This is a genomic window from Jiangella asiatica, assembly GCF_004349065.1.
Classification (GTDB): Bacteria; Actinomycetota; Actinomycetes; order Jiangellales; family Jiangellaceae; genus Jiangella; species Jiangella asiatica.
In genome coordinates this window covers 1-26,611 of record NZ_SMKZ01000005.1, presented here as the reverse complement: position 1 = coordinate 26,611, position 26,611 = coordinate 1, and the positions used below count along the sequence as shown (strand labels likewise).

The following is a 26,611-nucleotide window of genomic DNA, read 5'->3' as shown; positions in this document are numbered from 1 at the left end:
ATGATCAATCGCGAAAGGATCATGACCTAGTCCATGATCAACGAGGGCTGAGCGCCGGACTCGGTCATCAGTGGCGGCGGCGCACGACGTACGACGGGGCGCCCTCGACGTCGTCGCCGGGGCCGGTGTAGCCGTGCCCGCGCATCCGGCACCAGGCCGGGACGTCCGAGGCGGCGGCGGGGTCGTCGGCCACCACGGTGACCAGCGCGCCGACCTCGACGTCGTCGATGCGCCGGGCCAGCTCGATGATCGGCAGCGGGCATCGCATCCCGCGGCAGTCCAGCACCAGCGCCGGCGCGTCCCCGGTCACAGGCCGGCCAGTTCTGTGCGCAGCCTGGTGACGACGTCGACGACCGCGGTCAGGAACCGGTCGACGTCGTCGCGGGTGGCCTCCCGGGTCAGCGAGACCCGCACATTGCCGTGGGTGAGCGCCCCCATCGCAGCCAGCACGTGGCTGGGCCGCAGCGTGCTCGCCGTGCACGAGGAGCCGCTGGAGATCGCGAACCCGGCCCGGTCCAGCTCGGTGACAAGCGCCTGGCCCTCGACGTAGAGGCACGAGAACGTCACTAGGTGCGGCAGCCGCAGTGTCGGGTGCCCCACCACGTCGACGTCGTCGAGCAGCCGCGGGACCCGCGCCCGGATGTGGTCGATCAGCTCGCGCTGCCGCGCCGCGAGTGTCGTCGACTCCTCCCACCGGGCCCGCAGCGCCGCCGCGGCGGCGAGCGCGCCGGGGACGTTCTCGAACCCCGGTACCCGGCCGACCTCGCGCTCGTCATCGGGGAGCGGCGAGCGCCACCGCAGGCCCTTGCGGACCGCGAGGACCCCGACGCCGGCCGGGCCGCCCCACTTGTGCGCGCTGGCGGTCAGCAGCGACCACTGACGCGGCAGGGGGACGCGCCCCACCGCCTGCGCGGCGTCGACCAGCAGCGGAACGCCGCGCACGTCGACCTCGTCGACCGGCTGCAGCGTGCCCACCTCGTGGTTGGCCGCCTGCAGGCACGCCAGCACGGTGCCGTCGTCGACGGCCTTGCCGAACTCGCCCGCGTCGACCCGGCCGTGCCGGTCGACGCCGACCTGGCGGGTCGCCGTCGTCGTGCCCAGGCGCTCCAGGTGGACAGCGGCCTGCAGTACCGAGGAGTGCTCGACGGCGGAGACGACGACGGCGACCGGGTCACGGTCCGCGGTCGGCCGGTCCGTGCCGGCGGCCAGGGCGGTCCCGAGGACGCCCAGGTGGACGGCCTGCGTCCCGCTCGCGGTGAACGCAACCTCGTCGGGTCGGCACCCGATGACCGCGGCGACGATCTCGCGGGCGTTGTCGAGTAGCATCCGCGACCGCCGCGCCGAGCCGTACAACCGCGCCGGATCGGCCCATCCTTCGTCTACCGCCGTGAGGATCACCTCGCGCGCGGCCGGGTGCAACGGCTCGGTCGACGCGGCGTCGAAATAGCCGCCCGACGTCGGGTTCGACGCCTGGTCGGACGGCGGGTTCGACGGCGCCGACACGCCGTGTGTGTTCATCGAGTACCTCCCGGAATGACGGCGGAGGGCAACCGCTAGGGTTGGGCGCGACAGGAGAAGTTTGCTCCCGACGCCGTGCCGGTTGCCAATGGCACGGACGGCTCGGTGAGCGGCCTAGGGAGAAGGGCGCCTCGTGAGTCAGTCTGGCAGGGTCCGTCCGGCGCGTCGCTGGGCCACGGCTGCCGCCGTTCTTCTCGGCACGTTGGTCGTGCTGAGTGGTTGCTCGGCCGAGCAGCGCGACGAGTGGTCGCGCTTGGCGCTGCCGGAGCCGGCGACCGAGGAGACACCGCTTGTCGGTGACCTGTGGATCGGCGCGTGGATCGCGGCGTTCGCCGTCGGCTTCCTGGTGTGGGGCCTGATCCTCTGGGCGGTCATCGCCTACCGCCGGCGCAACGACCAGCTGCCGAAGCAGACCCGCTTCAACATCCCGATCGAGTTCCTCTACACGGTCGCGCCGCTGTTCATCATCGCCCCGCTCTTCTACTTCACCGCGGACCACCAGGACCAGATCACCGACACGTCGGCCGAGCCCGACATCGTCGTCAACGTGATCGGCCAGCAGTGGTCGTGGACGTTCAACTACGTCGACGAGGACGTCCACGAGGTCGGCACCATCAACGACCGTCCGACGCTCTACCTGCCGATCGGTCAGACCGTGCGGTTCGACCTGGAGTCGCCGGACGTCATCCACTCGTTCTGGATTCCCTCCTTCTACATGAAGCAGGACGTCATCCCGGGCCACCCGAACTCCTTCCAGGTCACGCCTGACCGGGAGGGTACCTACACCGGCCGGTGCGCCGAGCTGTGCGGTGCATACCACCAGTCGATGCTGTTCACCGTCGAGGTGGTGTCCGAGCAGGAGTACCAGGACCAGATGGACGGCCTGCGCGAAGCCGGACAGACCGGCTTGATCGATCCGCCGATCCGCGGCGCGTACAGCGACGTTCCCCTCAACGAGGACGAGGGAGGCGAGCAGTGACCACGTACCTCGAGCGGACCGCGGCGGCCACCCGGGTGATCGCACGGCCCAAGCGCAAGGGCAACATCGTCGTGCGGTGGCTCACCTCCACCGACCACAAGATCATCGGGTACATGTACCTGATCGCGTCGTTCGGGTTCTTCCTGTTCGGCGGCGTGCTGGCGCTGTTCATCCGCGCCGAGCTGTTCTCGCCCGGCCGGCAGGTGGTCGGCGACCAGATGTACAACCAGCTGTTCACCATGCACGGCACGATCATGCTGCTGTTGTTCGCCACGCCGCTGTTCATCGGCTTCGGCAACATCATCGTGCCGTTGCAGATCGGCGCGCCGGATGTGGCGTTCCCGCGGCTGAACATGTTCAGCTTCTACCTGTTCCTGTTCGGCGGCCTGATCGTGTGCGCCGGCTTCATCACCCCGGGCGGCGCCGCGGACTTCGGCTGGTTCGCCTACGCGCCGTTGCACAACACCATCTACAGTCCCAGCGTCGGTGGCGACCTGTGGGTAGCCGGGCTGGCGATGAGTGGTTTCGGCACCATCTTCGGCGCGGTCAACTTCGTCACCACCACCGTGTGCATGCGCGCTCCGGGCATCACCATGTTCCGGATGCCGATCTTCACCTGGAACATCCTGGTCACCAGCATCCTGGTGCTGATCGCGTTCCCGCTGCTGGCCGCGGCGCTGTTCGCGATGCTCGCCGACCGCAACCTCGACACGCACATCTACGACCCCAGCGCGGGTGGCGCCGTCCTCTGGCAACACCTGTTCTGGTTCTTCGGCCATCCCGAGGTGTACATCATCGCCTTGCCCTTCTTCGGCATCATCACCGAGGTCATACCGGTGTTCAGCCGCAAGCCGATCTTCGGCTACAAGGGCCTGGTCTTCGCTACCCTGTCCATCGCCGGCCTGTCGGTGGCGGTGTGGGCGCACCACATGTTCGTCACCGGTGCGGTGAACCTGCCGTTCTTCGCGGCCATGACCATGTTGATCGCCATCCCGACCGGGCTGAAGTTCTTCGCCTGGATCGGCACCATGTGGCGCGGCTCGCTGACGTTCGAGACACCGATGCTGTTCTCCATCGGCTTCCTGGTGACGTTCCTGTTCGGCGGTCTGACCGGCATCATCCTGGCCTCGCCGCCGCTGGACTTCCACGTGTCCGATACGTATTTCGTGGTGGCGCACTTCCACTACGTCGTGTTCGGCACCGTCGTGTTCGCGATGTTCGCCGGCTTCTATTTCTGGTGGCCGAAGTTCACCGGGCGGATGCTGAACGAACGCTTGGGCAAGATCCACTTCTGGCTGTTGTTCATCGGCTTCCACGGCACGTTCATGGTGCAGCACTGGCTGGGCGTCGAGGGCTTCCCGCGCCGCTACTCCGACTACTTCCCCGAGGACGGCTTCACCACGCTGAACCAGTTCTCGTCGGTGTTCGCCTTCATCCTCGCCGCCTCGACCCTGCCGTTCCTGTGGAACGTGTGGCAGACCCGGCTCGCGCCCAAGGTCGAGGTGGACGACCCCTGGGGCTTCGGGAACTCGCTGGAGTGGGCGACGTCGTGCCCGCCACCTCGGCACAACTTCACCTCACTGCCGCGGGTACGCAGCGAGCGCCCGGCGTTCGACCTCAAGTACCCGGAGACGGCGGCGACAGCGCAGGTCAAACCCGCGGACGCCGGACCACTGATGCAGACGCTGGGCCCGGCCGACGTCGAGGGGGAGCAGAAGTGAAGATCGAGGCCTTCATCTTCGGCATCATCACGGTCTTCTTCGCCCTGGTGACCCCGGTCTATTGGTTCATGTCCGAGGACCCGACGGGCACCACGGCGCTGGTGCTGACATTCGGCCTCGGCGCCATGATCGCCTTCTACTTCAACCTGGTGTCCCGCCGCATCCAGCCGCGGCCGGAGGACCGTGCGGACGGCGAGGTCGAGGAACTGGCCGGCGAGTACGGGTTCTACAGCCCGCACTCGTGGTGGCCGCTGGCCGCCGCGAGTGCGGTCTCCGTGGTGTTCCTTGGCCTGGTGTTCGCGTGGTTCATCTTCATCATCGGTGTGGCTCTGGCGGCTATCGCCGCGGTCGGCTGGGTCTTCGAGTACTACCGGGGGCAGTTCGCGCACTGAACCGCAGAGGCGGTGTGATCCGCGGTGGTCGATCTGGTTATGGCTGCCCTGAAGCGGGAATCGTAGTGGTGTCGGGTGCACACCATCCTCGTAAGGAGGTCGCGCCATGACCCAGTCGTTGAAAGCGCCGGTGAAAGCCAGGATCCGCCGCGTGGACGACACGCTGCGCCGGCTCGTCGAGCGGCGTGGCCGCTGCGAGGACCCGACCGAGATCCTTCGCGCGACCGAGTCGATCGACCGCTGGCTGGACGAGCGTCTCGTTCTCATGCGCAACCGCGACGACCGTCAGCTGGCGACGAGCGGCCGGGCCTCAGGCTGAGCGCCTCGTGCGGCGGGCCGGCAGGGGCAGCCGGGTGAGCTCAAGCTCACCTCGTCGTCGGCGAGTCAGGGCTCGGCGACCGGGCGGGCGATGTCGTCGCACCTGACGTCCAGCGCTTCGGGCTTGGCCGACTGAGGAGGGCGCCCGGCCTCGCCGCGATCGCGGTCACGCGAGGTCGCGAGCACCGAGCCCAGGAGGATCAGTCCGAACCCCACGGCGGTGGCGGCGCTCACCCGCTCGTCCAGGACGAGGACGCCGAGCAGCAGCGCGACCGCGGGGTTGACATAGGTGATGACGGTGGCGCGGCTCGGGCCGACCTCCGCGATCAGCGCGAAGAAGACCAGGAACGCCGTGGCCGTGCAGATGACGCCGAGGCCGAGCAGGCTGAGCAGCGCCTCGGTCGATGGCGTCGCGTCCGGCCACTGCACGAGGCCGACCGGCGCGTACAGGATGGCGGCGACGGTCAGCGACGCGGCCATGACGCCGAGTCCCGGCAGGTGCGACAGCCAGCGGGACAGCATGACCGGGCCAACCGCGTAGCAGACGGCCACACCGGCGACCGCCAGCACCGGCGCTGGGCTGCTGGCCTGGACGTCGAAGCCGACCAGCGCGGCGACGCCGGCGAACCCGACGAGCAGCCCGACCAGCCGACGGGGACCTGGCCGTTCGGTTCCCATGCCCCAGACGACTACCGCGCCGACCAGCGGGACCGCCGCGATCAGTAGCCCGGTGAGCGAGCTGGACAGCTCCTGCTCGGCGTATCCGAGCAGCAGCCAGGGAATGCACACCTCGATCAGGGTGAAGACCAGCAGGGGCTTCCAGTGGGGGAGCAGCGGGCGCAGGTAGCCGCGGCGGGCGGCCAGCGGCAGCAGCAGGGCGGCGCCGATGGCGGTTCGTGCCAGCACGATGGTCGACGGTGACATCTCCTCGACCGCGACCTTGATCAGCATGTACGGAATGCCCCAGATGACCCCCATGGCCAGGAAGAGGGTCCATCCTCGACGCGACAATGCGCCTCCTCGACAAGTCATGCGCGCCGCTGCCGGCGCGTTGTTCACAGCTCCTGCTGACGGCTGACGTTATCCACATTTCGGCGATTCGCGGTTGAAGCGCGGCCGCGAGACAGGGAGCGTCGCCTCCATGAATCTACGCGAACGACCCGTCAGCACGATCAGAGCGCCCCGGCCGTCGGAGCTGCTGCCGGTCGTGCCGCACCTGATCGGGTTCCATCCGCGGCGGAGCCTGGTCGTGCTCTGCCTAGCCGGGACGCCCGCGCGGTGCGGCCAGGTGTTCCGGTTCGACCTGCCGCCGCGGCGGCGACAGCCGACGTTCGTGGCGGGAGTGGTCCAGCGCCTCGAGCATCTCCGGCCCGAGGCCGTCGTCCTGGTCTGCTACGACGACTCCCCTCCACCGCGCGGTGCCGTGGGTGCCCGGCCGCGAGAAGCGATCGAGCATGCGGACGACGGCCTGCCCAGACGGGAGCTCGTCGACCCCATCGTGGCCGAGCTGGGCAACGGACCGGTGGCGGTCGTCGACGCCCTCCTGGTACGGGATGGCCGATGGTGGTCGTTCCTGTGCACCGACTCGGCCTGCTGCCCATCGGAGGGCACGACCATTCTCGCACCCGATGACCCCCTGGTCGGTCGACTGGCCGCCGAAGAAGTCCTTCGTGGTCGCCGCATCCTGGGCTCCCGCGAAGAGCTCGCCGCCAGCATCGCAGGTCCGGCAGAACTCGACCTCACCCGGACACTAGGGGCGTTCGCCCGTGTCGGCGCGTCGAAAGACGCTTGCACCCCCCACGACGCCACGGTGGCCGCCCTGGAGGCCACCTTCGAGCGGTTCCTCACCGGGCGCCACGAACTCGACGATGACGAGGTGGCACGCATCTGCCTCGGCCTGGCCGACGAGACAGCACGCGACGCGATCCTCCGCCGCCAGGTGGACGACGCCCGCACCTGGCTGGTGCTGCTGACCGAGTTGGCCCGCCGCACGCCCGACGCCCACGCGGCGCCGGTCTGCGCCACGCTGGCCTGGGTTGCCGTCCAGAGCGGCGAGGGAGCCCTGGCGAACGTCGCGCTGGACCGGGCGCTGGCCGCCGACCCGGCGCACCGGCTCGCCCGGCTGCTTCGGTGCGGCCTGGACCGCCAGGTGAGCGCTGCGCAGCTCAGAGCGGTGGCGCACCAGGCGGGTAGCGGTGTTCCGCCGTGACTGCCCGGACACCGCGATCGATCTCCGTGGCCTCCGCGCGGCGGTTCTAGAGTCGGAGCGTGAGGGGACGCCGCTACGAGCTCGCGTCCACCTGGCGGGTGGCGGCGCCGCTCGACCGGACGTGGGCCTTTCTGACCGATCCCGGCCAGCGATGGGACGATTGGTGGCCGAACCTGGAGTCCATCGACGTGCGGCGCACAACCGACCTCGTCGGGAGCGTCGCGGCCTGCCGGTGGCGTAGCCCGGGCGGGTATGCGTTGACGTTCACCCTGGTGCTCGCGGAGGTCGACCCGGGCAGGCTGGTCGTGCTCGACGTCGACGGTGACCTGCTGGGCCAAAGCGCGGTCCGGTTCACCCACGACGGCGACGGCAGCCGCCTGGACATCGACCTGCGCGTGCGGACCACCCGGGCCTGGATGAACGTCGCCGGCGTAGTGCTGCATCCGCTGTTCCGCTTCGGCCACCGCGTCGTCATGCGCCGCGGTGAGCGTGGCCTCAGCCGGGTGCTCGCCCCCGGTCTGGACGAGCCCACGCCCGGTGGGCTCGCGCCGTAGCCGCGGGCATCAGGGCTCGCTCAGAGCTGCGTCGAGGGCGGCGTTGCCTCGGCGTCGACCGCGCGCCCGCGGGCACCCGGATCGGGATCGCCGGCCCAGCCGAACCCCGGCGCCCATGGCCGAGGACGCGTATTGGTGCAGGAGCTCGGCGTCGTCGCTGAAGATGTGCTGGCCGTCGTAGCGGACCTCGTCCGTGATGCCGGCGTAGGTCGGCCGGGGCGGTCGGCTTGGATTCAGGTCGCAGGCGCCTCCGGCACGGGTCGCACGAACCGCCGGTACGAGCCGACGGCGATGTCGTCCTCGATCGCCGCCTCGGCCGGGCGCCAACCGAGCAGCGCCCGTACCCGGCGTGCGTCGATGCGCTGGGTGACGGTCAGCCAGTCGACGATCGGGAGTTCGCGGCGCGCCCGGTCGAGGGGCAGGGCGAAAGTGGCCTCGGGACGGCCGACGAGCCGACCGATAGCCTCGCTCACCGCCTTCGGGGTCGACTCACCACCGACGACGTTGAGCACGGTCGACGGCGGCGCCTCCTCCAGAGCCTGCGCGAACGCGCGGCCCAGGTCATCCACGTGGACGTTGGGCCAGGCGTTCGTGCCCGGTTCCGGATAGGAGGCCGCACCTCGGCGGAGGGCGGTCCGGATCATGATCTGGAGCACGTGGCCACCGCCCCGGCCGTATACGAGCGGCGGTCGGATCACGATGCCGTGCTCGCCGTCGAGGACGCTGAGCTCCAGCGCTCGCCGCCACCGCATGTGGCTCGGCGGTTGGAGCGGCGTGTCCTCGTCGATGATTCGGTCGCCGGTGTCGCCGACGACGCCGAGGCCGCTGGTGTAGGCGAACGGCTTCCTGCTTCCGCGGAGGGCATCGAGGATCGCATGGGTTGCCGCTCGGTCCGTGGTGACCGCGCTGCCTACGTCGTCGAGATAGTGACGGGAGAACGCGGCATGCACGACGGCGTCAGCGCGCTCGGCGTGGCGCCGCACGGCATCGACGTCGTCGAGCGATCCGTGGCAGGGCCGGACGCCCGTCGACCGCAGCGCCCCCGCGCTCGCCTCGCTGCGGGCCAACGCGGTCACGTCGTGACCCCGTGCCAGCAGCGCACGAGCGATACCGGCGCCGACGAATCCGGTGCCTCCGGTGAGGAAGATGTGCATCGCGTGTCGTCCCGTCAGAGGTCTTCGCCGGGCCGGTCCGGGCTCGCCGCGCCGGCCATCGGGCCGACGCCGACCCGGTCGACGACGGCCGAGAACTCGCGTCCACACACCCGCTGAGAGGGACACAGGACGCCGGACAGTGCCTCGTGCGCTCAGGGAGCCCGTCAGCTCCTTCGTCGTACAGGCGCCGACGAGCGGGACCGGGACGGCGACGCCGTCGCGGACATGCCACTCACCAGCGTGCCGCGGCAAGAGGCACAGCGGCTCCTCGGCGCGGCGCGGACCAACCTGGGCATGCTCGTCGCCGGGGAGAGGCGGTCGTCGTCGGAGCTCATCGTCCATGAGCCGAACCTGGAGGCCAGCGGCCTGGCCTTGTCGAGCTGCCGACACGCACCCGTCTCCTTCACTTGCAGCCGGCGTTGCGAGGACGTCATCGATGCTAGGCAGCAAGGGAGTGGGCGGTCTTGTAGCTTCTTGCGCGCGGCGTCGGGCACGGGAGCGAGCCGACCCAGTGGTGCGCACGACGAAAACCGGCCCCGCCGCGCCACGTGTGGGCACGGCGGGGCCGGTCTGCTGCCGGACTCGGTCTGCTACTGCTGACCGCTGGTGATCTCGTCGCGGTGGCCGGCCTCGACCGCATCGTGGTGGCCGTTGTGGTGCGCGGCCTCGACCTCTTCGCGCGTCGGCTTCTGGACGACGTCGCCGAAGTAGAAGCGCGACAGCTTGGCCTGGACTCGCTTGGCGCGGTAGTTCGGGTTCGGGATGCCGTTGGCGTCCGTCGCCGGGCCCGGGTCGGAGGGCAGCTGCCGCTCGTGCCAGGTGAGCTGGTAGGCATCGGCCTGCGAGAGCGGCGCGTGCAGCTCGGAGAACTCGCCGTCCGGGCTGACCATGACGATGCCGGTCTCGCGGCCGTGCATGACCTTGTCGCGGTCGCGGCGCTCCAGGCCGAGGCAGATGCGCTTGGTGAGCCAGAACGCCAGCGGCGGCAGCGCGAAGATGCCGATCCGGATCGACCAGGTGATCCAGTTGACCGGGATCTCCAGGATCGTGGCGAAGAAGTCGTTGCCGCCCGCGATCCACAGCAGGATGTAGAAGACGATGAAGGCCACACCGATGCCCGTACGCACCGGCACGTTGCGGGGCCGGTCCAGGACGTGGTGCTCGCGGGTGTCGCCGGTGGCCTTCTGCTCCAGCCAGGGGTAGAGCGCCAGTGGCGTCAGAATCAGCCCGGGCAGGATGACCGCCGGGATGAGCACGCTCATCGTGATCGGGCGGTCGAAGATATAGAACTCCCATGGCGGCATCACACGTAGGGCGCCGTCGAGGAAGCCGACGTACCAGTCCGGTTGGGTGCCCGCGCTGACCACTGATGGATCGTATGGACCCCACAGCCAGACCGGGTTGATCTGGATGGTGGCCGCGAGCAGGACGATGACGCCCATGACGATGAACTGGAAGCCACCGGCCTTGGCAACGTAGATCGGGAAGAACGGAGCGCCGGCGACGTTGTGGTTCGTCTTGCCCGGGCCGCCCCAGTGGGTGTGCTTCTGGTACCAGAGGATCATCAGGTGCGCGGTGACCAGCGCGATGATGAGCCCCGGGATCAGCAGGATGTGCAATGGATAGAGCCGCGCGACGATGTCGTCGCCCGGATACTCGCCGCCGAACAGGAACGACGAAAGGTACGTGCCGACGATCGGGATCGCCAGCATGCCACCCTCGATGATGCGCAGGCCGGTGCCGGACAGCAGGTCGTCGGGGAGCGAGTAGCCCGTGAAGCCGGCAGCGACGCCGAGCACCAGCAGGGTCACGCCGATCAGCCAGTTGATCTCACGCGGCTTGCGGAACGCGCCGGTGAAGAAGATGCGCAGCATGTGTGCGGACATCGCGGCCAGGAAGACCAGCGCGCCCCAGTGGTGCACCTGGCGCATCAGCAGGCCGCCGCGGACCTCGAAGGAGAGCTCCAGCGTCGACGCGTAAGCCTCGGACATGCCGACGCCCCGCATGGGGACGTAGGCGCCCTCGTAGGCGATGTGCGCCATCGACGGCTTGAACCAGAACGTCAGGAACACGCCGGACAGCAGGATGAGGATGAAGCTGAACAGCGCGATCTCACCGAGCAGGAACGACCAGTGGTCCGGGAAGACCTTGCGGATGTTCCGCTTCAGCCAGTTGGAGGCTGTGATCCGTTGGTCGACGAAATCGACTACCTTGCCGGCACCGTTGACGATGGTACTCATCGCGTCCGCTCCCAGTAGCTCGGCCCGACGGGCTCGGTGAAGTCGCTCTGTGCGATCAAGTATCCCTCGTCGTCGACGGCAATCGGTAGTTGGGGCAGGGATCGCGTCGCCGGGCCGAAGATGACCTTGCCGTTGTCGGCCAGGTCGAATGTCGACTGGTGGCATGGGCAGAGCATGTGGTGCGTCGTCTGCTCGTACAGGCTGATCGGGCAACCGACGTGGGTACAGATCTTCGAGTACGCGAGGATGCCGTCGACGTGCCAGTTCTCACGGCCCTCGGCGACGTGGATCTCGTCGGGCAGCATCCGGACCAGCATGACCGGCGACTTCGCGCGCTCGTTGATGCGCTCCGGGCCGTGCTCGGGCAGCTCCTCGAACGTCGCCGGCATAGCGTTGACCAGCGAGCCGACCTCCAGGTCGGCGGCGCGAATGGGCATGAAGGTCACATCGGTGAGGATGCGCACGCCTTCGGCCCAGATGGTGTGCTCCTTGCGCTCGGCCGGGGTGCCGCCGGTGTTCGGCCCCATGTCGCGCAACAGGAGGACCGCCGGCAGCGGCAGCAGCGCCAGCGCGCCGAGCAGCGAGTTGCGGATCATCTTGCGGCGGCCGAAGCCGGTCTCCTCGACCCCGGTGTTCCAGTCGTCCAGCGTGGCCTGCCGGGTCTCGTCGTCACTGCGCAGCTCGTGGCGCTCGTGGACGACCTCCGGCGACGTCATGAGGCTCCGGGCCCACTGCACGGCACCGGCGCCGACGAGGAGCAACGCGAGGCCGAGCGTCAGGCCGAGCGCCAGGTTCGACACCTGGACGTTGCCGATGTCGACGCCGTTCTCGGGGTCGTCGGGGTGGATGCCGATCGCCACATACGCGACGATGAACCCCACCATCAGCAGCGACGCCAGCGTGAACATGCCGGCGACCTGCCGCTCCGCGCGCCGGCCCGCCTTCGGGTCGACGTCGGTGAGGCGCTCGTCGTTGTGATGGAGTCCCGGGTCGGCGATGGGGTCGCCGACGGCGGCCACCTCGTCCGGCTCGCGCCGGGCGATCTCCTCGGACTCACCGTGGCCGCTGTTGTGCTCGTTGTTCGCGCTCATGCCTTCGACGACCTCGTCACGATCCAGGTGGCCATACCGATCAGCAGGCCGATACCCACCAGCCAGGCCCACAAGCCCTCGGCCACCGGGCCCGCGCGGCCGATGCCCAGGCCACCGGGGTCGGGCTCGTCCTGCACGGACTCGAGGAACGCGATGATGTCGCGCTTCTCCTCCGGCGTGATGGTCTCGTCGGTGAACACCGGCATGGCCTGCGGGCCGGTGAGCATCGCTTCGTAGATGTGCCTCGGCTCGACCCCGGTCAGCGCCGGGGCGAACTGGCCATTGGTCAGGGCGCCGCCCTGACCGGTGGTGTTGTGGCACTGCGAGCAGTTGGTGCGGAAAAGCTCGCCGCCTCGGGCGACGTCACCGGCGGACGTGTCGAGGTACTCCGCGTCCGGGATGTCCGGTCCGGGCGCGAGGGAGGCGACGAAGGCGGCCAGCGCGTCGATCTGGTCCTGGTCGTAGGCCGGGGGCTTCCGCTCGGCCTGCGCCGACGGCGCGGCCAGGGGCATGCGCCCGGTGCCGACCTGGAAGTCGACCGAGGCCGCTCCGACCCCGATGAGTGACGGGCCGAGCACTTCGCCGTCGTCGTTGATCTGGCCCTCACCGTTCAGGCCGTGGCAGGAGGCGCAGCCGACGGCGAACAGCTGCCGGCCCTCGTCGATCTGCGTGCTCGACGCGGCCTGCACGTTCTGTGACGTCGACGGCGCCAGCGCGGCGTACGCGCCCCCACAGGTGAACATGAGGGCGACCAGCACGGCGATGGCGGCCAGCGGGTGCCGCCGCCGGGTGGACAGCAACCGCCCGATCCACGAGCCGCGGGGCCGGCCGGGCAACGATCTGGGCACGTCTCTCCTCGTCACTTGACCACGTAGATGGTGAGGAACAGGGCGATCCAGACGACGTCGACGAAGTGCCAGTAGTAGGAGACGACGATCGTGCTGGTGGCCTGCTCGTGGGTGAACCGCCGCGTCATGAACGTCCGCCCCAGCAGGAACAGGAAGGCGATGAGGCCGAGCGTGACGTGCAGGCCGTGGAAGCCCGTGGCCAGATAGAAGATGGAGCCGTACGGGTCACTGGACAGCGTCAGGCCCTCGTGCATCGCCAGCTCGGCGTACTCGAACACCTGGCCGCCGATGAAGAACGCGCCCATCAGGAACGTCAGCACGAACCACTCGCGCATGCCCCACTTGCCGACCTGCAACAGGTTGCCCAGCCGGCCGACCTGGCCGCGCTCGGCCCGCAGCACGCCGAGCTGGCACGTGACGGACGACAGCACCAGAACGGTCGTGTTGAGCAGCGAGAACGGCACGTTCAGCAGGCTGGACTGTTCGTCCCAGAGGTCCGGGGCGTTGGAGCGGAGCGTGAAGTACATCGCGAACAGGGCCGCGAAGAACATCAGCTCGCTGGACAGCCACACGATCACCCCGACGGCGACGAGATTGGGTCGCTCGGGTTGCCGCGTGTGGGCAGCGTCGACGGCAGTTGCGGAAGCCACGTTGTCATTATGTCGGTCCGCTCCGACGGGTACGACAGGACCCCGGGGTAGCGGGCGTCGGGCGTGTCACCGATATGGTGCGCCAGGGTCGCCAATTAAAGCAAGCCTTACCTATGAAATACGGAGCTTGTGGAGATCGCGCGGCCCGGCGGGCAACAGGCCGGTGGGTGCACGACGGCGACGGTGGCGGCTCACCGGTACCATCGAGTCGACCATCCACCAGCCGACCCACGCCAGCGAGGACCGCAAGGATGAGCAGCACCGAGCCGACGATGACGATCCTCGTCTACAGCGACGACCGCACCACCCGCGACAAGGTGCGCCTCGCCATCGGCCGCCGGCCCGCCGCAGACCTCCCGAAGGTCGAGTTCGTCGAGGTCGCCACGCATGCCGCCGTCATCAGAACCCTCGACGCCGGCGGCATCGACATCGCGATCCTGGACGGCGAAGCCGTGCCGGCCGGCGGCATGGGCATCGCACGCACCATCAAGGAGGAGATCTTCCAGTCTCCGCCCGTACTCGTGCTGATCGGCCGCCCGCAGGACGCGTGGCTGGCCACCTGGTCGCGGGCGGAGGCCGTCGTGTCCCATCCGCTGGACCCCATCGAGGTGGCGTCCGCGGTGGCCGAGCTGATGCGCGGGCGGGCCGCCGGCGTGCCGGCGGCGTCATGAGTGAGGTCAGCCAGACCTGGCCGGCCGTGCTGACCTCGCTGGTCGGCGGCGAGGACCTGCCCACGGAGGCGGCCGCCTGGGCGATGGGCGAGATCATGAGCGGCGAGGCAACCCCGGTGCAGATCGCCGGGTTCGCGGTCGCGCTGCGAGCCAAGGGCGAGACCGTCACCGAGCTCGAGGGTCTGGTCGCGGCGATGTACGACCACGCCACCCCGTTCCCCGACGACGGCCCGTCGCTCGACATCGTCGGCACCGGCGGCGACCGCGCGCACACCGTCAACATCTCCACGATGGCCGCCATCACGGCCGCCGGCGCCGGTGCGCGCGTGGTGAAGCACGGCAACCGGGCGGCGTCGTCGGTGTGCGGTTCCGCCGATGTTCTGGAGGGGCTGGGCATCCGGCTCGATCTCCCGGCACAGCGAGTCGTCGAGATCGTCAACGAGGTCGGCATCACGTTCTGCTTCGCGCCCGCCTTCCACCCGTCGCTTCGCTACGCGTCCACCGCGCGCAGCGAGCTGGGCATCCAAACGACGTTCAACATGCTCGGCCCGATGGCCAACCCGGCGCGGCCCACCGCGCAGGCAGTGGGGGTCGCCGACGCCCGCGTCGCCGGCCTGATCGCCGGGGTGCTGGCCGGGCGAGGAGTGTCCGCCCTGGTGTTCCGAGGCGACGACGGCCTCGACGAGCTGACCACCACGACGACGTCGCGCGTCTGGGTCGTGCGCGGCGGCGAGGTCGTCGAGGAGCGGTTCGACCCGTCGACGCTGGGCATCGCGCCGGTGTCGCCGGAGGCCCTGCGCGGCGGCGACGTCGCCTACAACTGCGACGCGGTACATCGGTACCTGGGCGGCGAGAAGGGTCCGGTGCGCGACGCCGTCCTGCTCAACGCCGCCGCCGGACTGGCCGCCTACGACGCCTCGGACGCGCCGCTGGACGACCGGCTGTCCGCCGGGCTGGCGCAGGCCGCCGACGCGGTCGATTCCGGCGCCGCCGCGGACCTGCTGTCCCGCTGGGTCACCGCCGCCTCCGCCTGACCGCCCCACTCCCGCCCACCGGCCGCGCCCCACGGGCCCAAATGATCACGTTCAGCACGAGATCTCGTGTCGCACCATGCTCGTAGGCCTGGTGATGCGTGGATAGTCCTGGTGATGGCCAGCCCTGCCCGACGCCGTCAGTCCTCGGCGCCGAGCGCGAACGCTGCCTCGAGGTCGTGCTTGGAGAACGTGCGGAACGCGATGTGCGTCTCGGTGTTGAGGACGCCGTCGACCTTGTTGAGCCGATCGGCGACGACCTCCGCGATCGCTTCGTGGGTGCGGACCCGCACCAGGGCGACGAGATCGATCTCGCCGGTGACCGAGTAGACCTCGCTCACGCCGTCGAGCGCCGCGATCTCCTCGGCGACCTCGGGGATGCGCGCGACGTCGGCCTGGATGAACACGATCGCAGTGATCATGTGATGTCTCCTCGGGGTGGAACCGCTTCGGCGCCGAGACTACCGGGGGTCCCGGGGCGTCCGCGCGTCGGCTCCGGGGCTGCATCACGAGGATTCCTCGCGCGTCACCAGGCCTACGAGCATGGTGCGACACGAGATCACGTGCTGAACGTGATCATTTGGAGCGGGGCGGACAGGAGCGCGCAAAGGCTGGGCGTGCGCAAGGGAGTGCGGCTGAGGTCAGCGGAGGGGGCGAAGGGGACGGCGGTCGGCGAATGGCTGGGCGGCGTAGTGGTCCTCGTCGCGGGCCTCGACGACGGCGGCGTAGCCGGCCGCGCTGGGCCACGGCAGCGCCCAGACGCCGTCGACGCGGACCAGACGCGTGCCGGGAGTCTCGAGCCAGCGCAGCACGCACTCGGCCTCCTCGGCGGTGGCGGCCGGCAAGGGCTCGGGCGCCGGGCGCACCGTCTCGGCCGTGGCGACGAGGGCGTCGACATACGGACGGGGGTCGGCGCCGGGCGGTGAGACCTCGGCGGCGGCGAGCCGGCCGTACCGGATCACGTGCAGCTCCCAGCCGCCGAGCTCGCGCCGCCGGGCCGCGACGAGCTGCGGGACAGCGGCCAGCGCGGCCATCCGCTGGCCCCGGGCGGCGGAGCGGACCAGCGTGGACAGCCGGTCGCGCCGGACCGCTGCCTCCTCGTACCGCTGCTGCTCGGCCAGCAGCGAGATGCGCTCCAGGAGGCGGCGGACCAGCGGACCGGGGTCGCCGGTGAAGGCCTGCCGGACGGCGTCGACGTGCACCGCGTAGTCGGCCGGCGACTCCGCACCGGTGCAGGGCGCGCCGCAGCGTCCCATGTCGGCCAGGATGCAGGCAGACGACGCGGGCTTCATCGACAGGCGCTGAGTGCACTGGCGGATCGGCACGGCCTCGTGCACGGCGGTCATGGCCGCCTCGGCCAGCCGCCGTGACCCGAACGGCCCGAGGTAGGTGGCGTCGTCGTCGCGCACCTGCCGGACCAGTGACAGCCGCGGGAACGCCTCGACGGTCAGCTTGAGCCAGCTGCCGCGCTCGGGGAAGCGCGAGCGGCGGTTGTAGCGGGGCTTGCGCTCGGCGATCAGCCGGAGCTCGCGCACCTCCGCCTCCAGCGGCGTGGCGCACTCGATGCCGGTGACGCCGGTGGCGATGGAGACCATCTCGGTCATCCGCGGGCGGGTCTCGGACGCGGTGAAGTACGTGCGGACGCGGGTGCGCAGATCCTTGCTCTTGCCGACGTAGAGGACCTCGCCGTCGGGCGCGGTGAACAGGTAGACGCCCGGGGCATGCGGCAGCTGCTCGGACAGGTGCCGTTTCTGCCGCTGAGCCACGGTGACCTTGCTCTGCCACAACGCCAGCTCTTCGACGGTGTGGACGCCGACGTTGCCGAGCCGTTCGAGCAGGCCATGCAGGACGTCGACGGTGGCGCGCGCGTCGGCCAGCGCCCGGTGGTTGGGCGTGGTGCCGGACCGGAACAGCCGGGCCAGCGTGGACAGCTTGCAGTCGCGGGCCTCGTCGCGCGAGAGCACCCGGCGGGCCAGCCGCGCGGTGTCGAGCACGTGGAACGGCGGCCAGCGGGCGCCGGTGAGCTCGCACGCGGCCTTGAGGAAGCCGACGTCGAACGGTGCGTTGTGTGCCACCAGCACGCTGCCGTGCGCGAACTCCAGGAACGACGGCAGCGCCGAGGTGATGCGCGGCGCGCCGGCGACCATGAGGTCGGTGATGCCGGTGAGCACCGCGATGAACGGCGGAATGGAGGAGCCGGGCCGGACCAGCGTGGAGAACTCGCCGACCACCTCGCCACCGCGGACCTTGACCGCGCCGATCTCGGTGATCTCCGACCCGCTGGGCGCGCCGCCGGTGGTCTCGAGGTCGACGACGACGAACGTCGTGGACACCAGGGGCATGCCGATCTCGTCCAGCGTGCCCTGGATCGCCACGGCCGTCATGCCCACCTCCTCCGCTCGGTCCGCACCCCTGATCCGCACAGTAGGCACGCCCACCGACAACCTCCGGGCACGACCCGCCGACGCTGGCACTGATCAGCGAGAACTCGCGGCGTCGCCGGCAACCGATCGCCGAGCGCCTACGCTGGGCACGTCACGACCCATGCGCGAGGCAGAGGAGGAGCACATGCCCGTCCCCCAGCCGTCCGAGACGACTCGGTGGCGCTGCGCGCAGTGCGGCAACCTGACGCGGTTCGACGTGGTTCGCTCCAGCCGGGTGCGCGAGTACGTCCACGTCGACCTCGCCGGCGCGCCGAAGGTCGAGGAGACCGACGTGCTGGCCGAGTCGGTCGAGCGGGTCATCTGCCGGTGGTGTGGCGGGGACGGCACGGTGGAGCTCGTCGCGCGCCCAGACTCGGCGTGAACGCCCTGCCCGACGCCGTCCGGGCCCGGGTCGTGGCCCTCGCCTCGGACGTGCTGGGCGGGCTGCCGACCGACGACGCGCCCGGGGTCCTGCGTCCCATCGCGCGGTTCGCCGCGGCCAAGCGGGCGCGGCTGGGCGGCAACGCGATCGCCACCGCACTCGACACCGACGCCGGCTTCCGCCGCCGCGTGCTCGACGCCGCGGCCGCTCACGATCCTGCGTTGGCCAAGGCTCTGGACGAGGGGACGACGCCGGCCGCTGCGGACCCCGTCGACGTCGCCGTCATGGCTTACCTGCTGCGCCCGGAGGGGTGGGAAGAGCTGATCGAGGCGGCCACCATGTCGCTGCGCCGTGACGACGACGAGGCACGGCGGGCCCGCGAGGCGGCGGCGACGGAGCGCATCCGCGAGCAGCTCGACGCCGCCCGCGCCTCGGCCCGGGAGATGCGCGCGACGATGCGGGCCGAGATCGACCGGCTCAAGGCCGAGAACACGACGCTGCGCCGGCGCATCCAGGAGACGCGGGAGAAGCTCGGCGCCGTGCGCCAGCAGGATCGCGAGGAGCAGGAGGAGACGGCCCGCGACCTGGCCGAGACCCGCGCGGCGCTGCGGGCGGCCGAGGCGGAGTCGCGGCGGCTGCGTGGCCGGCTGGCCGACGCGGAAGGCGCGCTGGAGGCGGTGCGGCGCAGCGGCCGGGCCGAGCGCAGCCTCGAGACGGCGCGACTGGCGCTGCTGCTCGACACGCTCGCCGAGGCAGCTTCCGGACTCCGGCGCGAGCTGGCACTGCCGGCGTCCTCGCTGCAGCCCGCCGACACCGTCGACGCGGTCGTGCCCGGTGACCCGCTGGCCGGGGCCGGTTCCGGACGGGCTCGGCGCGCCGACGAGCCGGGGTACCTCGACGAGCTGCTGGCGCTGCCGCGGGTGCACCTGATCGTCGACGGCTACAACGTCACGAAGACAGCCTGGTCGACGATGCCGCTGGACGCGCAGCGCTCCCGGCTCGTGCAGGGACTCGCCGCGGTGACCGCGCGGACCGGTGCCGAGGTGACCTGCGTGTTCGACGGGGCGGACGTGACGGTGCCGCCGCCGGTGGCCTCCGCCCAGGGCGTCCGGGTCCGGTTCAGCCCGACCGGACAGACCGCGGACGAGCTGATCCGGCGCATGGTCCTGGCCGAGCCGGAGGGCCGGCCGGTGGTCGTCGCGTCCTCGGACCGCGAGGTCGCCGAGGGCGTCCGGCGGCCGGGCGTGCGCAGCGTCGAGGCGGTCGCGCTGGTGGGCCTGCTGGCCCGCTGAGGCACGGCTGCCGGGTCGGCCGCCCTGCCGTGTCGGCCTCGGCCTCGTCTTCGTCTTCGTCTTCGTCCTCAGGCCAACATCACCAGGATGCCTCGCGCGTCACCATGCTCGCAGGCATGGTGCGACACGAGATTTCGTGCTGAACGTGATCATTCGGAGGCCGGCGAGGGAGGGACCTTGTCGGACCCTGGACCTAGCGTCGTTGTCGGCGGGCAAGGGCTCGCCCTTGCGAGCGTGAGGGACTGGGGATCATGCATATCGACTGTGACCGCTGCGAGATGCGCGGCCTCGCGTGCACCGACTGCGTAGTGTCTGTGCTGCTGGGACCGCTCGACACCGAGCTGGGTGGCGAGGAGCGGGACGCCATCGGCGTGCTCGCCGAGGCAGGACTGGTGCCACCGCTGCGTTTGGTCGTGACCGATGGTGACAACGAGCGTGCCGACCGGAAAAAGTCGCCAGAAACTCCGCCCAGGGATTTGCGGCAGGCGCGCTCGGCTGGCTAGGCTCCCGGCCCAGGTGCCTGATTCCCGCCCGAAGGAAGGACCAGAGTGCCTGTGCCAGGTGGTCAGTCGCGTAGCCCTCGCCGAGTGCTCGTAGCGCTGTGCACGGCCGCGGTCAGCGTCACCGGAATGCTGATGCTGACGACGTCCGGACATGCCGATCCGGAGCCGACCATCGACGAGGTCCGGGAGCAGGTGGATGCGCTCTACCACCAGGCCGAACAGGCCACCGAGCGCTACAACGCCGCCACGGACGAGCTCGCCGAGGTGCAGCGGCGCATCGAGCGTGCGCAGGCCTCGCTGACCCGCCAGGAGGCCGCGGTCGAGGCGGTCCGGGCGCAGGTCGCCGGGTTCGCCGCGGCCAGCTACCGCTCCGGCGGCGGGTTCGACCCGACGCTGCAGGCGCTGCTCGCCGAGAGCCCTGAGGACTTCCTCGCGCAGGCCTCCGTCGTCAATGCCTACGCCGGCCAGCAGGCCGACAGCCTCGCGAGCGCCGCCGAGGTCAGCCGCAGCCTGGAGCAGGCGCGCATGCTGGCCGACGAGGAGCTGGCCCGCCAGCATGCCGTCGAGGCCACGCTGGACACCGAGCGCGAGAACGTAGAGAAACTCCTCGACGAGGCGCAGGCCATCCTCGACCAGCTCGAGGCGGAGGAGCTCGCCCGCCTGGAGGAAGAGCGGGAAGAGGCCGAGCAGCCCAGCCGGGGTGAGGACGACGAGGAGGACGAGGACACGCCGCCCGACGTGCCCGTCTCCGGCCGCGCCGGCGCCGTCGTCGAGTTCGCGCTGTCGCAGGTGGGCGACCCGTACTGCTGGGGCGGCAACGGCCCGGACTGCTGGGACTGCTCCGGCCTGACCTCCGCGGCGTGGGCCGAGGCCGGGGTGAGCCTGCCGCGCTCGTCCGGCTCACAGATCAATGCTGGCTCCCGCGTCTCCAAGAGCCAGCTGCAGCCCGGCGACCTCGTCTTCTACTACAGCCCCATCAGCCATGTCGGCATCTACATCGGCGACGGCCAGATCGTGCACGCCACCCACCCGGGTGACGTGGTCAGCGTCGACGACGTCGACCTGATGCCGTTCTCCGGCGCCACCCGGCCGGGCTGACCGAACCCTGAGCCCGAAGGCTGACACGTGACGTCACCGTGACGCCCGTGACATCGGGCCGATGAGCGGCGCAGCCGGCCGTCGTGACGTCTGGACTCATGCGGCGATGGCCGGCATCGGACACGTAGAACCGCAGGTCAATGCCGCCCTGCTGCGGAGATGACCCGTGAGGTCAGGGCCGGCGAGCGTGTCACAGCTCGGCCGGGAACGACGGGGCCGCGTGTCGGCCGCGACGGGTGCGGCGACCGGCACGACGGGTGAACATACAGGTCAAGCAGGTTGCGCTGAAGCTCCACCGGCCTGGACGGCCGCTGTGACGTTCCGCACCGATCGGCACTCGCGGAGCCGACCGAGACGATCGCAGACGCCGTTCCATCACCGTCCGGACTGGTGGACGCCAGCTGAGCGAACTCAGCCGACGCTGATGGCGTGGCTCAACTGCCAACTGATGAAGCACGTGCCGGCCAAGATGATGGCGACGACGGCCAACCGCATCAGCGCACTCTCGACGCGCACAGAGTTCCGCTGTCGCAGAACCTCACGCATGGGCGATCACCCCCGGACCCTTCGTGTCTGCCGGCAGGTCAGTACCAGCTACCTCAAGGATGAGGTCAGATCACTTCAGGGTCGATGGAGCGAGCGGTTACTTACGTATCGTCTGAACGGGGGAGGACTGTCACACTGTGTAACGGTGCGACACCCAGTGTCACAACTGCCGGCCCGATGTCACCGGCACCGGTGCCGGTGTCACATTACCCCGGTTGGGCGTCCTCGCCACGGCTCAACAGGCCGGCTCGGACCGCGGCCATGATGGCCTGCGCCCGGTTGGACGCGTTGAGCTTGTCGTAGAGCTTCGACACGTGGGTCTTCGTCGTCGATTCGCTGATGTACAGCTTGCGCGCGATGCTCGAGACGCCCAAGCCGTCGGCCAGCAGGTCGAGCACCTCGCGCTCGCGCCGGGTGAGTTGCGGGCCGGTGGGGTGCAGGCGGCGCTGCATGGCTTCGGCCAGGCCGTCGGCGATGAACGCGGACGGGGTGGCCGCGGCGTGCCGGGCGGCGGCCACGACCTCGTCGCTCGGGGAGCTCTTGGGGACGAACGCCGAGGCCCCGGCGTCGAGCGCGCCGAACAGATGGTCGTCACCGGCGTACATGGTGAGGATGACCAAGCCGATGTCGGCGCGGGCCTGGCGCAGCCGGTGGGCCAGCTCCAGCCCGCTGCCGTCGGGCAGCCGGATGTCGATGACCGCCACCGCGGGCTGGCTGGCCTCGGCGAGCTTCTGCGCCTCGGCGACTGTCGCCGCCTCCCCGACCACGGTGAAATCCGCGTCGCGCTCGAATGCTCGGCGAAGGCCTTGGCGGATGAGCTCGTGGTCGTCTACGAGCATGACCGACATGGGCACGGTTGTTACCCCTCTCCATCAATGCTGCCGAGGGATACGTCGACGACGGTACCGCTCTCGGGTCTGTCTTCGATGACGAGTGTCGCCCCCACTCGCCGCGCCCGCTCGGCCATGATCTCCAGACCGTACCGTCCACGCGGCTGGTCCCGCATGCCCGTTCCGTCATCGACCACCCGAATCTGGGCGTTCGGCGGGCTGACGGACACCGTCACCCACAGGTTCTTGGCTTTGGCGTGCTTGCGGACGTTGGTGATGGCCTCCTGTCCGATGCGTAGGAGCTCGGCCTCGACCTCCGGGCGCAGCCGGTCGTGCTCCTCCTGGTGCACCAGGTGGACCTTGAGGCCGGCCTGGGCGCCGACCTGGCGGGCGTAGGCGGACAGCGACGAGCCGAGGCCGCCGTCGTGGTCGAGGTCGCTGCGCAGGTCGAAGATCGAGTGCCGCAGGTTGGACAGGATGCGGGTCAGCTCCTGGCGCAGCGTCGTCGACAACGACTTGGCGTCGGCGTCGGTGGTGCGGGCGATGAGGTCGTCGACGAGGTAGCCCAGCGACGTCAGCTCCTGCGCGATGCCGTCGTGGATTTCGCGGGCCAGCCGCCGCCGCTCCTCGCGCGTGGCCAGCTCGCGGACCTCGTCGAACAGCAGGGCCGTCTCCAGGCGCAGGGCGCCCTCGTCGGTGGAGCCCACGAGCGTCTGCAGCTCGTCGGAGGAGACCTGGTCGGGCACGTCGGCGACGATGACGCCCATGGTGCGTGACCCGACCCGCAGCGGCAGGACGACGCGGAAGCCGCGCCGCCCCATGGGTGTCCACGCGGGCGTCTCGCTGCTCCATGCCTCGAGGACGACGGGGTCGCGCTCGGCGCCGAGCAGCCAGCCGTCGTCCTCGCCGCGGTGTGCGAGCGGGAACAGGTTGCCGCCCTCGCGTCGCACCAGCAGCGCGGCCCGGCGTACCGACAGCGGGCGGGCGACGTGGTCGAGCAGGCCTTCGGCGAGGGTGCCCGGGTCGAGGCCGACCGAGAGCCGTCGCGAGACGACGCGCAGCTCCGACAGCAGGCGGTACGCGGCGGCGTAGCGGCCGCCGTCGGCGATCTGGATGGTGTCCAGGCGCAGCACCCACGCCCCGATGGCGCCGGTGGCGAAGATGATGACCACCCAGACCGAGACGCTACCGAACGTGGGCAGCTCGATGAGGTTTCCGCCGGCCAGGATGTTGCCGATGGCCAACCCCACGGCACCGGTCAGGGTGGTGATGGCGGTACCCATGATGCTGCCGGCCAGGCCCGCGGCGAACGCAGGCACGAGGAGGTAGGGGAGGGCGAGGTAGGCCTCGGGTAGCCCGAGCCCGACGATGATGGACGCCAGGGCCATCTCGGCGGCCACCCGCACGCGGGTGCGCGGCAGGATGCGCTCGGAGATGGCCGCGGCCAGTGCCACCAGCGCCAGCGCTCCCAGCCACCACCAGTCGGTGACGACGCTGCGGGCCGACCCGGTCAGGGCGATGACGAGCGCGAGCATGCCGGGCCGCGCAACGGCCACTCCATGCCAATGACGCTGGACGGAATCGGGAGCCCACACACTCACAGGGGGCAGTTTGCCGTAAAAAGTCTTCTGGCGAGTTCTGAAGACGACCTTGTGCCCGCACTTCGAGACGCGGGGTTGATCAAGGCGCTGGCATGAAAACGTTACCGCCAGTGACGAGCCTCAAAACTCACTGTGACCGCTGTGACAGCGCCCTGGCTCCGAGTCGCGGGATCGCCCGAGATGCGCTATGCGAGTGGGTCGGTGACCGTACCGAGGAACAGCACGGTGCCGGTCTCGCGGTCGGAGATGGTGAACGCGAACGGCCGGTCCACTCGGAACTCCTGGCCGAGGGACTCCTCCATCACCCCGCCCGTGACCGCGGCGGCCTCGGTGCCGGCCTCGTCGACGCGCAGGTACGTCTTGTGGACGACGACGTCGAGGTACGGGTTGGTGGGCGACATGGGGCGGAAGTCGCCGCCGGCGAACGCCGCGCCCATGCCGAGCTCGGTCAGCGCGTCGTTCAGCGTCGCCTTCCACTCCAACTCGAACTTCGGGAGCGCGATCGTCGAGACCTTCTGTTCGGTGAGCCCGGCGACGGCGTCGGCCCACTCGGCGGCGTCGAGCTGGCCGAGCAGGTCGGGCAGGCCGGCGGGATCGGCCGGCAACAGGATCTCCATGCCGTAGCGGCCGTCCGCGCCGTAGGGCAGCCGCAGCATCGTGTAGCCGTCCCGCTCGCTGAGCTCGGCGTACTGGTCGTGAAGGTGCATGAGCGGGACCGCGACCACCTCGCCGTCGGGCAGGGTGAAGCCGGCGTCGCGCGTCTCGGCCGGGTCGAACTCAGTCGTCCAGCCGCCGAGGAAGTAGACGGCGTTCAGCAGCACCAGGACGGCGCTCGGGTTGGGCAGGCCGAGGTCGGCGGCGATGCTGTCGATGCGGTCCTCGGTGTGCTCGCGGACCCACGCGTCGATCTCGTCCGCGGTCTCCTGCGCGCCGAGGTCGGCCTCGTCGGCCGTGGAGCCGAACGTGTCGCGGACGAACGTCAGGTAGTCCTCCTCGAAGGGATGGTCCTCCTGCGCCCACAGCGCGTTGGCCACCGAGAGGGTGATGTCGTCGGTGTCGGCCAGCTGGTCCAGCAGTGCGCCGACGCGGACGTCGCGGGCGTCGTCGAGGTGCAGGACGTCGGCCATGGCGGTGGCGGTGTCGCCGCCGGCGCCGGCGAGCACCATGGCCAGGAGTGCGGCGACGGAGACCGGGGAGGTGACGGTGTTGTCGTCGCCGTCGGTGAGCTGGCCGAGCAGGTCGAACCCGAAGGCGTTGACGGCGGCGCCGACGGTGCCCGCGTCGGCGGGCGCGAGGTCGGCTACCACCTCGACTCGTGCGGCGTCCGGCGGCCCGGAGGCGGCCGGCGACCGGTCGCCGTCGTCGTCGGCGGTCCCGCAGGCCGCGACCAGCAAGGCACCGGCGACGACGGCGGCGGTCCAGCGCGTGAGCGGCATGCGTACCCCCAGGTTGGTCGGGCTCAGCCGCGCGGGTCGGCCACCGTCCCGAAAAAGACGACGGTGCCGGTCTCGCGGTCGGAGATGGTGAAGGCGAACGGCCAGTCGGCGCGGAAGCTCTCGCCGGCCGACGTACGCGTCATGCCGCCGGTGACGGCGGCGGCCTCGGTTCCGGATTCGTCGACCCGGATGTAGGTCTTGTGCACGACGGTGTCCAGCGTCTGGCCCTGTGCCGACATCGGCCGGAAGTCGCCGCCGGCGAACGCGGGCCCCATGCCGAGCGCGGTCAGCGCCTCGGTCAGCTCGGCGTTCCACTCCAGCTCGAAGCGGGGCAGTACCACGGTGCCCAGCTCCTCCGGCGCGAGGCCCGCGACCGCCTCGGCCCACTCGGCGGCGTCGAGCGTCGACAACACCTGCGGAAGGCTGGAGTCGGCGTCGGGGAGCAGGATCTCCATGCCGTAGCGGCCGTCCTGGCCGTAGGGGAGGCGCAGCATGCGGTACCCGTCGCGCTGGACGAGCTCGAGCTCCTGGTCGCGCAGGTACATGAGCGGGACGTCCGCGGTGTTGCCGTCGGCCAGCGTGAACGGCTCGTCCTGGGTGGCGGCGGGATCGAACTCGGTGGTCCAGGTGCCGAGGAAGTAGACGGCGTTGAGCAGGAGGACGGCGGCCTGCGGGTCGGGCAGGCCGAGGTCGGCGGCGATGCCGTCGATGCGGTCCTCGGTGTGCTCGCGGACCCACGCGTCGATCTCGTCCGCGGTCTCCTGCGCGCCGAGGTCGGCCTGCTCGGCCGTCGCTCCGAAGGAGTCGCGGACGAAGGAGAGGTAGTCGTCCTCGAGCTGGAAGTCCTCGCGAGCCCAGATGGCGTTGGCGGTGGAGAGGGTGATGTCGTCGGTGTCGGCCAGCTGGTCCAGCAGTGCGCCGACGCGGACGTCGCGGGCGTCGTCGAGGTGCAGGACGTCGGCCATGGCGGTGGCGGTGTCGCCGCCGGCGCCGGCGAGCACCATGGCCAGGAGTGCGGCGACGGAGACCGGGGAGGTGACGGTGTTGTCGTCGCCGTCGGTGAGCTGGCCGAGCAGGTCGAACCCGAAGGCGTTGACGGCGGCGCCGACGGTGCCCGCGTCGGC

Annotated in this window: 27 protein-coding genes; 12 read left to right on the top strand and 15 right to left on the bottom strand. The window is 70.5% G+C overall.

All coding sequences use genetic code 11. The annotated features are described in order from the left end of the window. Nucleotides 1-67: 67 nt before the first annotated feature. Together E1269_RS05295 and E1269_RS05290 are read right to left on the bottom strand one after the other, a co-directional pair. Nucleotides 68-268 (bottom strand): sulfurtransferase TusA family protein, encoded by a 201-nt coding sequence (locus E1269_RS05295; protein WP_131892396.1) that lies wholly within the window; start codon nucleotides 266-268, stop codon nucleotides 68-70. 38 nt (nucleotides 269-306) lie between these two features. Next, entirely contained in the window at nucleotides 307-1,518 is a 1,212-nt protein-coding gene (locus tag E1269_RS05290) for a cysteine desulfurase family protein (RefSeq protein WP_131892136.1), read from the bottom strand. A 133-nt stretch (nucleotides 1,519-1,651) separates the two neighbouring features. Between E1269_RS05290 and ctaC the strand changes: the two genes are divergently transcribed. The 4 genes from ctaC to E1269_RS05270 all read left to right on the top strand — a co-directional run bounded on the left by ctaC (nucleotide 1,652) and on the right by E1269_RS05270 (nucleotide 4,929). Continuing rightward, a complete protein-coding gene (gene ctaC / locus E1269_RS05285) occupies nucleotides 1,652-2,497 on the top strand; it encodes an aa3-type cytochrome oxidase subunit II (RefSeq protein WP_203432953.1) in 846 nt (281 codons plus the stop codon). Beyond that, the gene (gene ctaD, locus E1269_RS05280) at nucleotides 2,494-4,218 is read left to right on the top strand and encodes an aa3-type cytochrome oxidase subunit I (RefSeq protein ID WP_131892134.1); all 1,725 of its coding nucleotides are present in this window, start codon (nucleotides 2,494-2,496) and stop codon (nucleotides 4,216-4,218) included. Before ctaC ends, ctaD begins: the two co-directional genes overlap by 4 nt. Continuing rightward, nucleotides 4,215-4,610, top strand: coding sequence for a cytochrome c oxidase subunit 4 (locus E1269_RS05275; protein WP_131892132.1), 396 nt, complete (start codon nucleotides 4,215-4,217; stop codon nucleotides 4,608-4,610). Before ctaD ends, E1269_RS05275 begins: the two co-directional genes overlap by 4 nt. A gap of 106 nt (nucleotides 4,611-4,716) precedes the next feature. Beyond that, complete coding sequence (locus E1269_RS05270; RefSeq protein WP_131892130.1) at nucleotides 4,717-4,929, top strand: hypothetical protein; 213 nt, start codon at nucleotides 4,717-4,719, stop codon at nucleotides 4,927-4,929. 65 nt (nucleotides 4,930-4,994) lie between these two features. On the opposite strand, the gene E1269_RS05265 is transcribed toward E1269_RS05270, so the two are convergent. Then, nucleotides 4,995-5,939 (bottom strand): DMT family transporter, encoded by a 945-nt coding sequence (locus E1269_RS05265; protein WP_131892128.1) that lies wholly within the window; start codon nucleotides 5,937-5,939, stop codon nucleotides 4,995-4,997. Nucleotides 5,940-6,069: 130 nt separating this feature from the next. On the opposite strand from E1269_RS05265, the gene E1269_RS05260 reads away from it, so the two are divergent. Further along, nucleotides 6,070-7,137: a DUF4192 domain-containing protein gene (locus tag E1269_RS05260; protein WP_131892126.1), complete on the top strand. Its 1,068-nt coding sequence runs from the start codon at nucleotides 6,070-6,072 to the stop codon at nucleotides 7,135-7,137. Between the two features lie 59 nt (nucleotides 7,138-7,196). Continuing rightward, the gene (locus tag E1269_RS05255) at nucleotides 7,197-7,691 is read left to right on the top strand and encodes an SRPBCC family protein (RefSeq protein ID WP_131892124.1); all 495 of its coding nucleotides are present in this window, start codon (nucleotides 7,197-7,199) and stop codon (nucleotides 7,689-7,691) included. Nucleotides 7,692-7,924: 233 nt separating this feature from the next. Here the strand turns inward: E1269_RS05255 and E1269_RS05250 are convergent, their stop codons facing one another. The 5 genes from E1269_RS05250 to ctaE form a co-directional block, all read right to left on the bottom strand. Then, nucleotides 7,925-8,845, bottom strand: a complete 921-nt coding sequence (locus E1269_RS05250; protein WP_162606238.1) for an NAD-dependent epimerase/dehydratase family protein — start codon at nucleotides 8,843-8,845, stop codon at nucleotides 7,925-7,927. Between the two features lie 590 nt (nucleotides 8,846-9,435). Further along, entirely contained in the window at nucleotides 9,436-11,085 is a 1,650-nt protein-coding gene (qcrB, locus tag E1269_RS05245; protein WP_131892120.1) for a cytochrome bc1 complex cytochrome b subunit, read from the bottom strand. Beyond that, nucleotides 11,082-12,176 carry a cytochrome bc1 complex Rieske iron-sulfur subunit gene (gene qcrA, locus E1269_RS05240; RefSeq protein WP_131892118.1) on the bottom strand — a complete coding sequence of 365 codons (1,095 nt, stop codon included), beginning with the start codon at nucleotides 12,174-12,176 and terminating at the stop codon, nucleotides 11,082-11,084. The genes qcrB and qcrA overlap by 4 nt, the downstream gene beginning before the upstream one ends. Next, entirely contained in the window at nucleotides 12,173-13,024 is an 852-nt protein-coding gene (gene qcrC / locus E1269_RS05235) for a cytochrome bc1 complex diheme cytochrome c subunit (protein WP_239000786.1), read from the bottom strand. Before qcrC ends, qcrA begins: the two co-directional genes overlap by 4 nt. An 11-nt stretch (nucleotides 13,025-13,035) precedes the next feature. Next, a complete protein-coding gene (gene ctaE, locus E1269_RS05230; RefSeq protein ID WP_131892116.1) occupies nucleotides 13,036-13,674 on the bottom strand; it encodes an aa3-type cytochrome oxidase subunit III in 639 nt (212 codons plus the stop codon). Between the two features lie 251 nt (nucleotides 13,675-13,925). Here ctaE and E1269_RS05225 point away from each other — a divergent pair, with 251 nt between their 5' ends. Beyond that, nucleotides 13,926-14,345, top strand: coding sequence for a hypothetical protein (locus E1269_RS05225; protein WP_131892114.1), 420 nt, complete (start codon nucleotides 13,926-13,928; stop codon nucleotides 14,343-14,345). Beyond that, nucleotides 14,342-15,379: an anthranilate phosphoribosyltransferase gene (gene trpD, locus E1269_RS05220; protein WP_131892112.1), complete on the top strand. Its 1,038-nt coding sequence runs from the start codon at nucleotides 14,342-14,344 to the stop codon at nucleotides 15,377-15,379. The genes E1269_RS05225 and trpD overlap by 4 nt, the downstream gene beginning before the upstream one ends. A gap of 137 nt (nucleotides 15,380-15,516) precedes the next feature. Here the strand turns inward: trpD and E1269_RS05215 are convergent, their stop codons facing one another. Continuing rightward, nucleotides 15,517-15,798 (bottom strand): Lrp/AsnC family transcriptional regulator, encoded by a 282-nt coding sequence (locus E1269_RS05215; RefSeq protein ID WP_131892110.1) that lies wholly within the window; start codon nucleotides 15,796-15,798, stop codon nucleotides 15,517-15,519. A 219-nt stretch (nucleotides 15,799-16,017) separates the two neighbouring features. Further along, a complete protein-coding gene (locus tag E1269_RS05210) occupies nucleotides 16,018-17,760 on the bottom strand; it encodes a DEDD exonuclease domain-containing protein (RefSeq protein ID WP_131892108.1) in 1,743 nt (580 codons plus the stop codon). Between the two features lie 184 nt (nucleotides 17,761-17,944). Here E1269_RS05210 and E1269_RS05205 point away from each other — a divergent pair, with 184 nt between their 5' ends. From E1269_RS05205 to E1269_RS05190, 4 genes are all read left to right on the top strand, one after another. Further along, complete coding sequence (locus E1269_RS05205; RefSeq protein ID WP_131892107.1) at nucleotides 17,945-18,181, top strand: hypothetical protein; 237 nt, start codon at nucleotides 17,945-17,947, stop codon at nucleotides 18,179-18,181. Beyond that, on the top strand, nucleotides 18,178-19,473 hold the full coding sequence (locus E1269_RS05200) for an NYN domain-containing protein (protein ID WP_131892105.1): 1,296 nt from the start codon (nucleotides 18,178-18,180) through the stop codon (nucleotides 19,471-19,473). The genes E1269_RS05205 and E1269_RS05200 overlap by 4 nt, the downstream gene beginning before the upstream one ends. 251 nt (nucleotides 19,474-19,724) lie before the next feature. Next, the gene (locus E1269_RS05195) at nucleotides 19,725-19,976 is read left to right on the top strand and encodes a hypothetical protein (protein WP_131892103.1); all 252 of its coding nucleotides are present in this window, start codon (nucleotides 19,725-19,727) and stop codon (nucleotides 19,974-19,976) included. 84 nt (nucleotides 19,977-20,060) lie between these two features. Next, a complete protein-coding gene (locus E1269_RS05190; protein WP_131892101.1) occupies nucleotides 20,061-21,074 on the top strand; it encodes an NlpC/P60 family protein in 1,014 nt (337 codons plus the stop codon). Nucleotides 21,075-21,485: 411 nt separating this feature from the next. Here the strand turns inward: E1269_RS05190 and E1269_RS33720 are convergent, their stop codons facing one another. The 5 genes from E1269_RS33720 to E1269_RS05170 all read right to left on the bottom strand — a co-directional run. Beyond that, nucleotides 21,486-21,620: a hypothetical protein gene (locus E1269_RS33720; RefSeq protein ID WP_275263975.1), complete on the bottom strand. Its 135-nt coding sequence runs from the start codon at nucleotides 21,618-21,620 to the stop codon at nucleotides 21,486-21,488. Between the two features lie 206 nt (nucleotides 21,621-21,826). After that, nucleotides 21,827-22,468 carry a response regulator transcription factor gene (locus E1269_RS05185; protein WP_131892099.1) on the bottom strand — a complete coding sequence of 214 codons (642 nt, stop codon included), beginning with the start codon at nucleotides 22,466-22,468 and terminating at the stop codon, nucleotides 21,827-21,829. Between the two features lie 11 nt (nucleotides 22,469-22,479). Further along, a complete protein-coding gene (locus E1269_RS05180; RefSeq protein WP_131892097.1) occupies nucleotides 22,480-24,006 on the bottom strand; it encodes a GAF domain-containing sensor histidine kinase in 1,527 nt (508 codons plus the stop codon). Nucleotides 24,007-24,236: 230 nt separating this feature from the next. Further along, nucleotides 24,237-25,487: a serpin family protein gene (locus E1269_RS05175; protein ID WP_131892096.1), complete on the bottom strand. Its 1,251-nt coding sequence runs from the start codon at nucleotides 25,485-25,487 to the stop codon at nucleotides 24,237-24,239. A gap of 23 nt (nucleotides 25,488-25,510) precedes the next feature. Beyond that, nucleotides 25,511-26,611 (bottom strand): serpin family protein (locus E1269_RS05170; RefSeq protein ID WP_131892094.1); only part of this gene is annotated, 1,101 nt, incomplete at its 5' end.

Coding starts and splice junctions, on each gene's coding strand:
- E1269_RS05205 (WP_131892107.1), top strand. CDS start 17,945: ATGCCCGTCCCCCAGCCGTCCGAGACGACTCGGTGGCGCTGCGCGCAG.
- E1269_RS33720 (WP_275263975.1), bottom strand. CDS start 21,620: ATGCGTGAGGTTCTGCGACAGCGGAACTCTGTGCGCGTCGAGAGTGCG.
- qcrA (WP_131892118.1), bottom strand. CDS start 12,176: ATGAGCGCGAACAACGAGCACAACAGCGGCCACGGTGAGTCCGAGGAG.
- E1269_RS05260 (WP_131892126.1), top strand. CDS start 6,070: ATGAATCTACGCGAACGACCCGTCAGCACGATCAGAGCGCCCCGGCCG.
- E1269_RS05215 (WP_131892110.1), bottom strand. CDS start 15,798: ATGATCACTGCGATCGTGTTCATCCAGGCCGACGTCGCGCGCATCCCC.
- E1269_RS05295 (WP_131892396.1), bottom strand. CDS start 268: ATGCGATGCCCGCTGCCGATCATCGAGCTGGCCCGGCGCATCGACGAC.
- E1269_RS05210 (WP_131892108.1), bottom strand. CDS start 17,760: ATGACGGCCGTGGCGATCCAGGGCACGCTGGACGAGATCGGCATGCCC.
- E1269_RS05290 (WP_131892136.1), bottom strand. CDS start 1,518: ATGAACACACACGGCGTGTCGGCGCCGTCGAACCCGCCGTCCGACCAG.
- E1269_RS05250 (WP_162606238.1), bottom strand. CDS start 8,845: ATGCACATCTTCCTCACCGGAGGCACCGGATTCGTCGGCGCCGGTATC.
- E1269_RS05175 (WP_131892096.1), bottom strand. CDS start 25,487: ATGCCGCTCACGCGCTGGACCGCCGCCGTCGTCGCCGGTGCCTTGCTG.
- qcrB (WP_131892120.1), bottom strand. CDS start 11,085: ATGAGTACCATCGTCAACGGTGCCGGCAAGGTAGTCGATTTCGTCGAC.
- E1269_RS05185 (WP_131892099.1), bottom strand. CDS start 22,468: ATGTCGGTCATGCTCGTAGACGACCACGAGCTCATCCGCCAAGGCCTT.
- E1269_RS05225 (WP_131892114.1), top strand. CDS start 13,926: ATGAGCAGCACCGAGCCGACGATGACGATCCTCGTCTACAGCGACGAC.
- E1269_RS05195 (WP_131892103.1), top strand. CDS start 19,725: ATGCATATCGACTGTGACCGCTGCGAGATGCGCGGCCTCGCGTGCACC.
- trpD (WP_131892112.1), top strand. CDS start 14,342: ATGAGTGAGGTCAGCCAGACCTGGCCGGCCGTGCTGACCTCGCTGGTC.
- E1269_RS05270 (WP_131892130.1), top strand. CDS start 4,717: ATGACCCAGTCGTTGAAAGCGCCGGTGAAAGCCAGGATCCGCCGCGTG.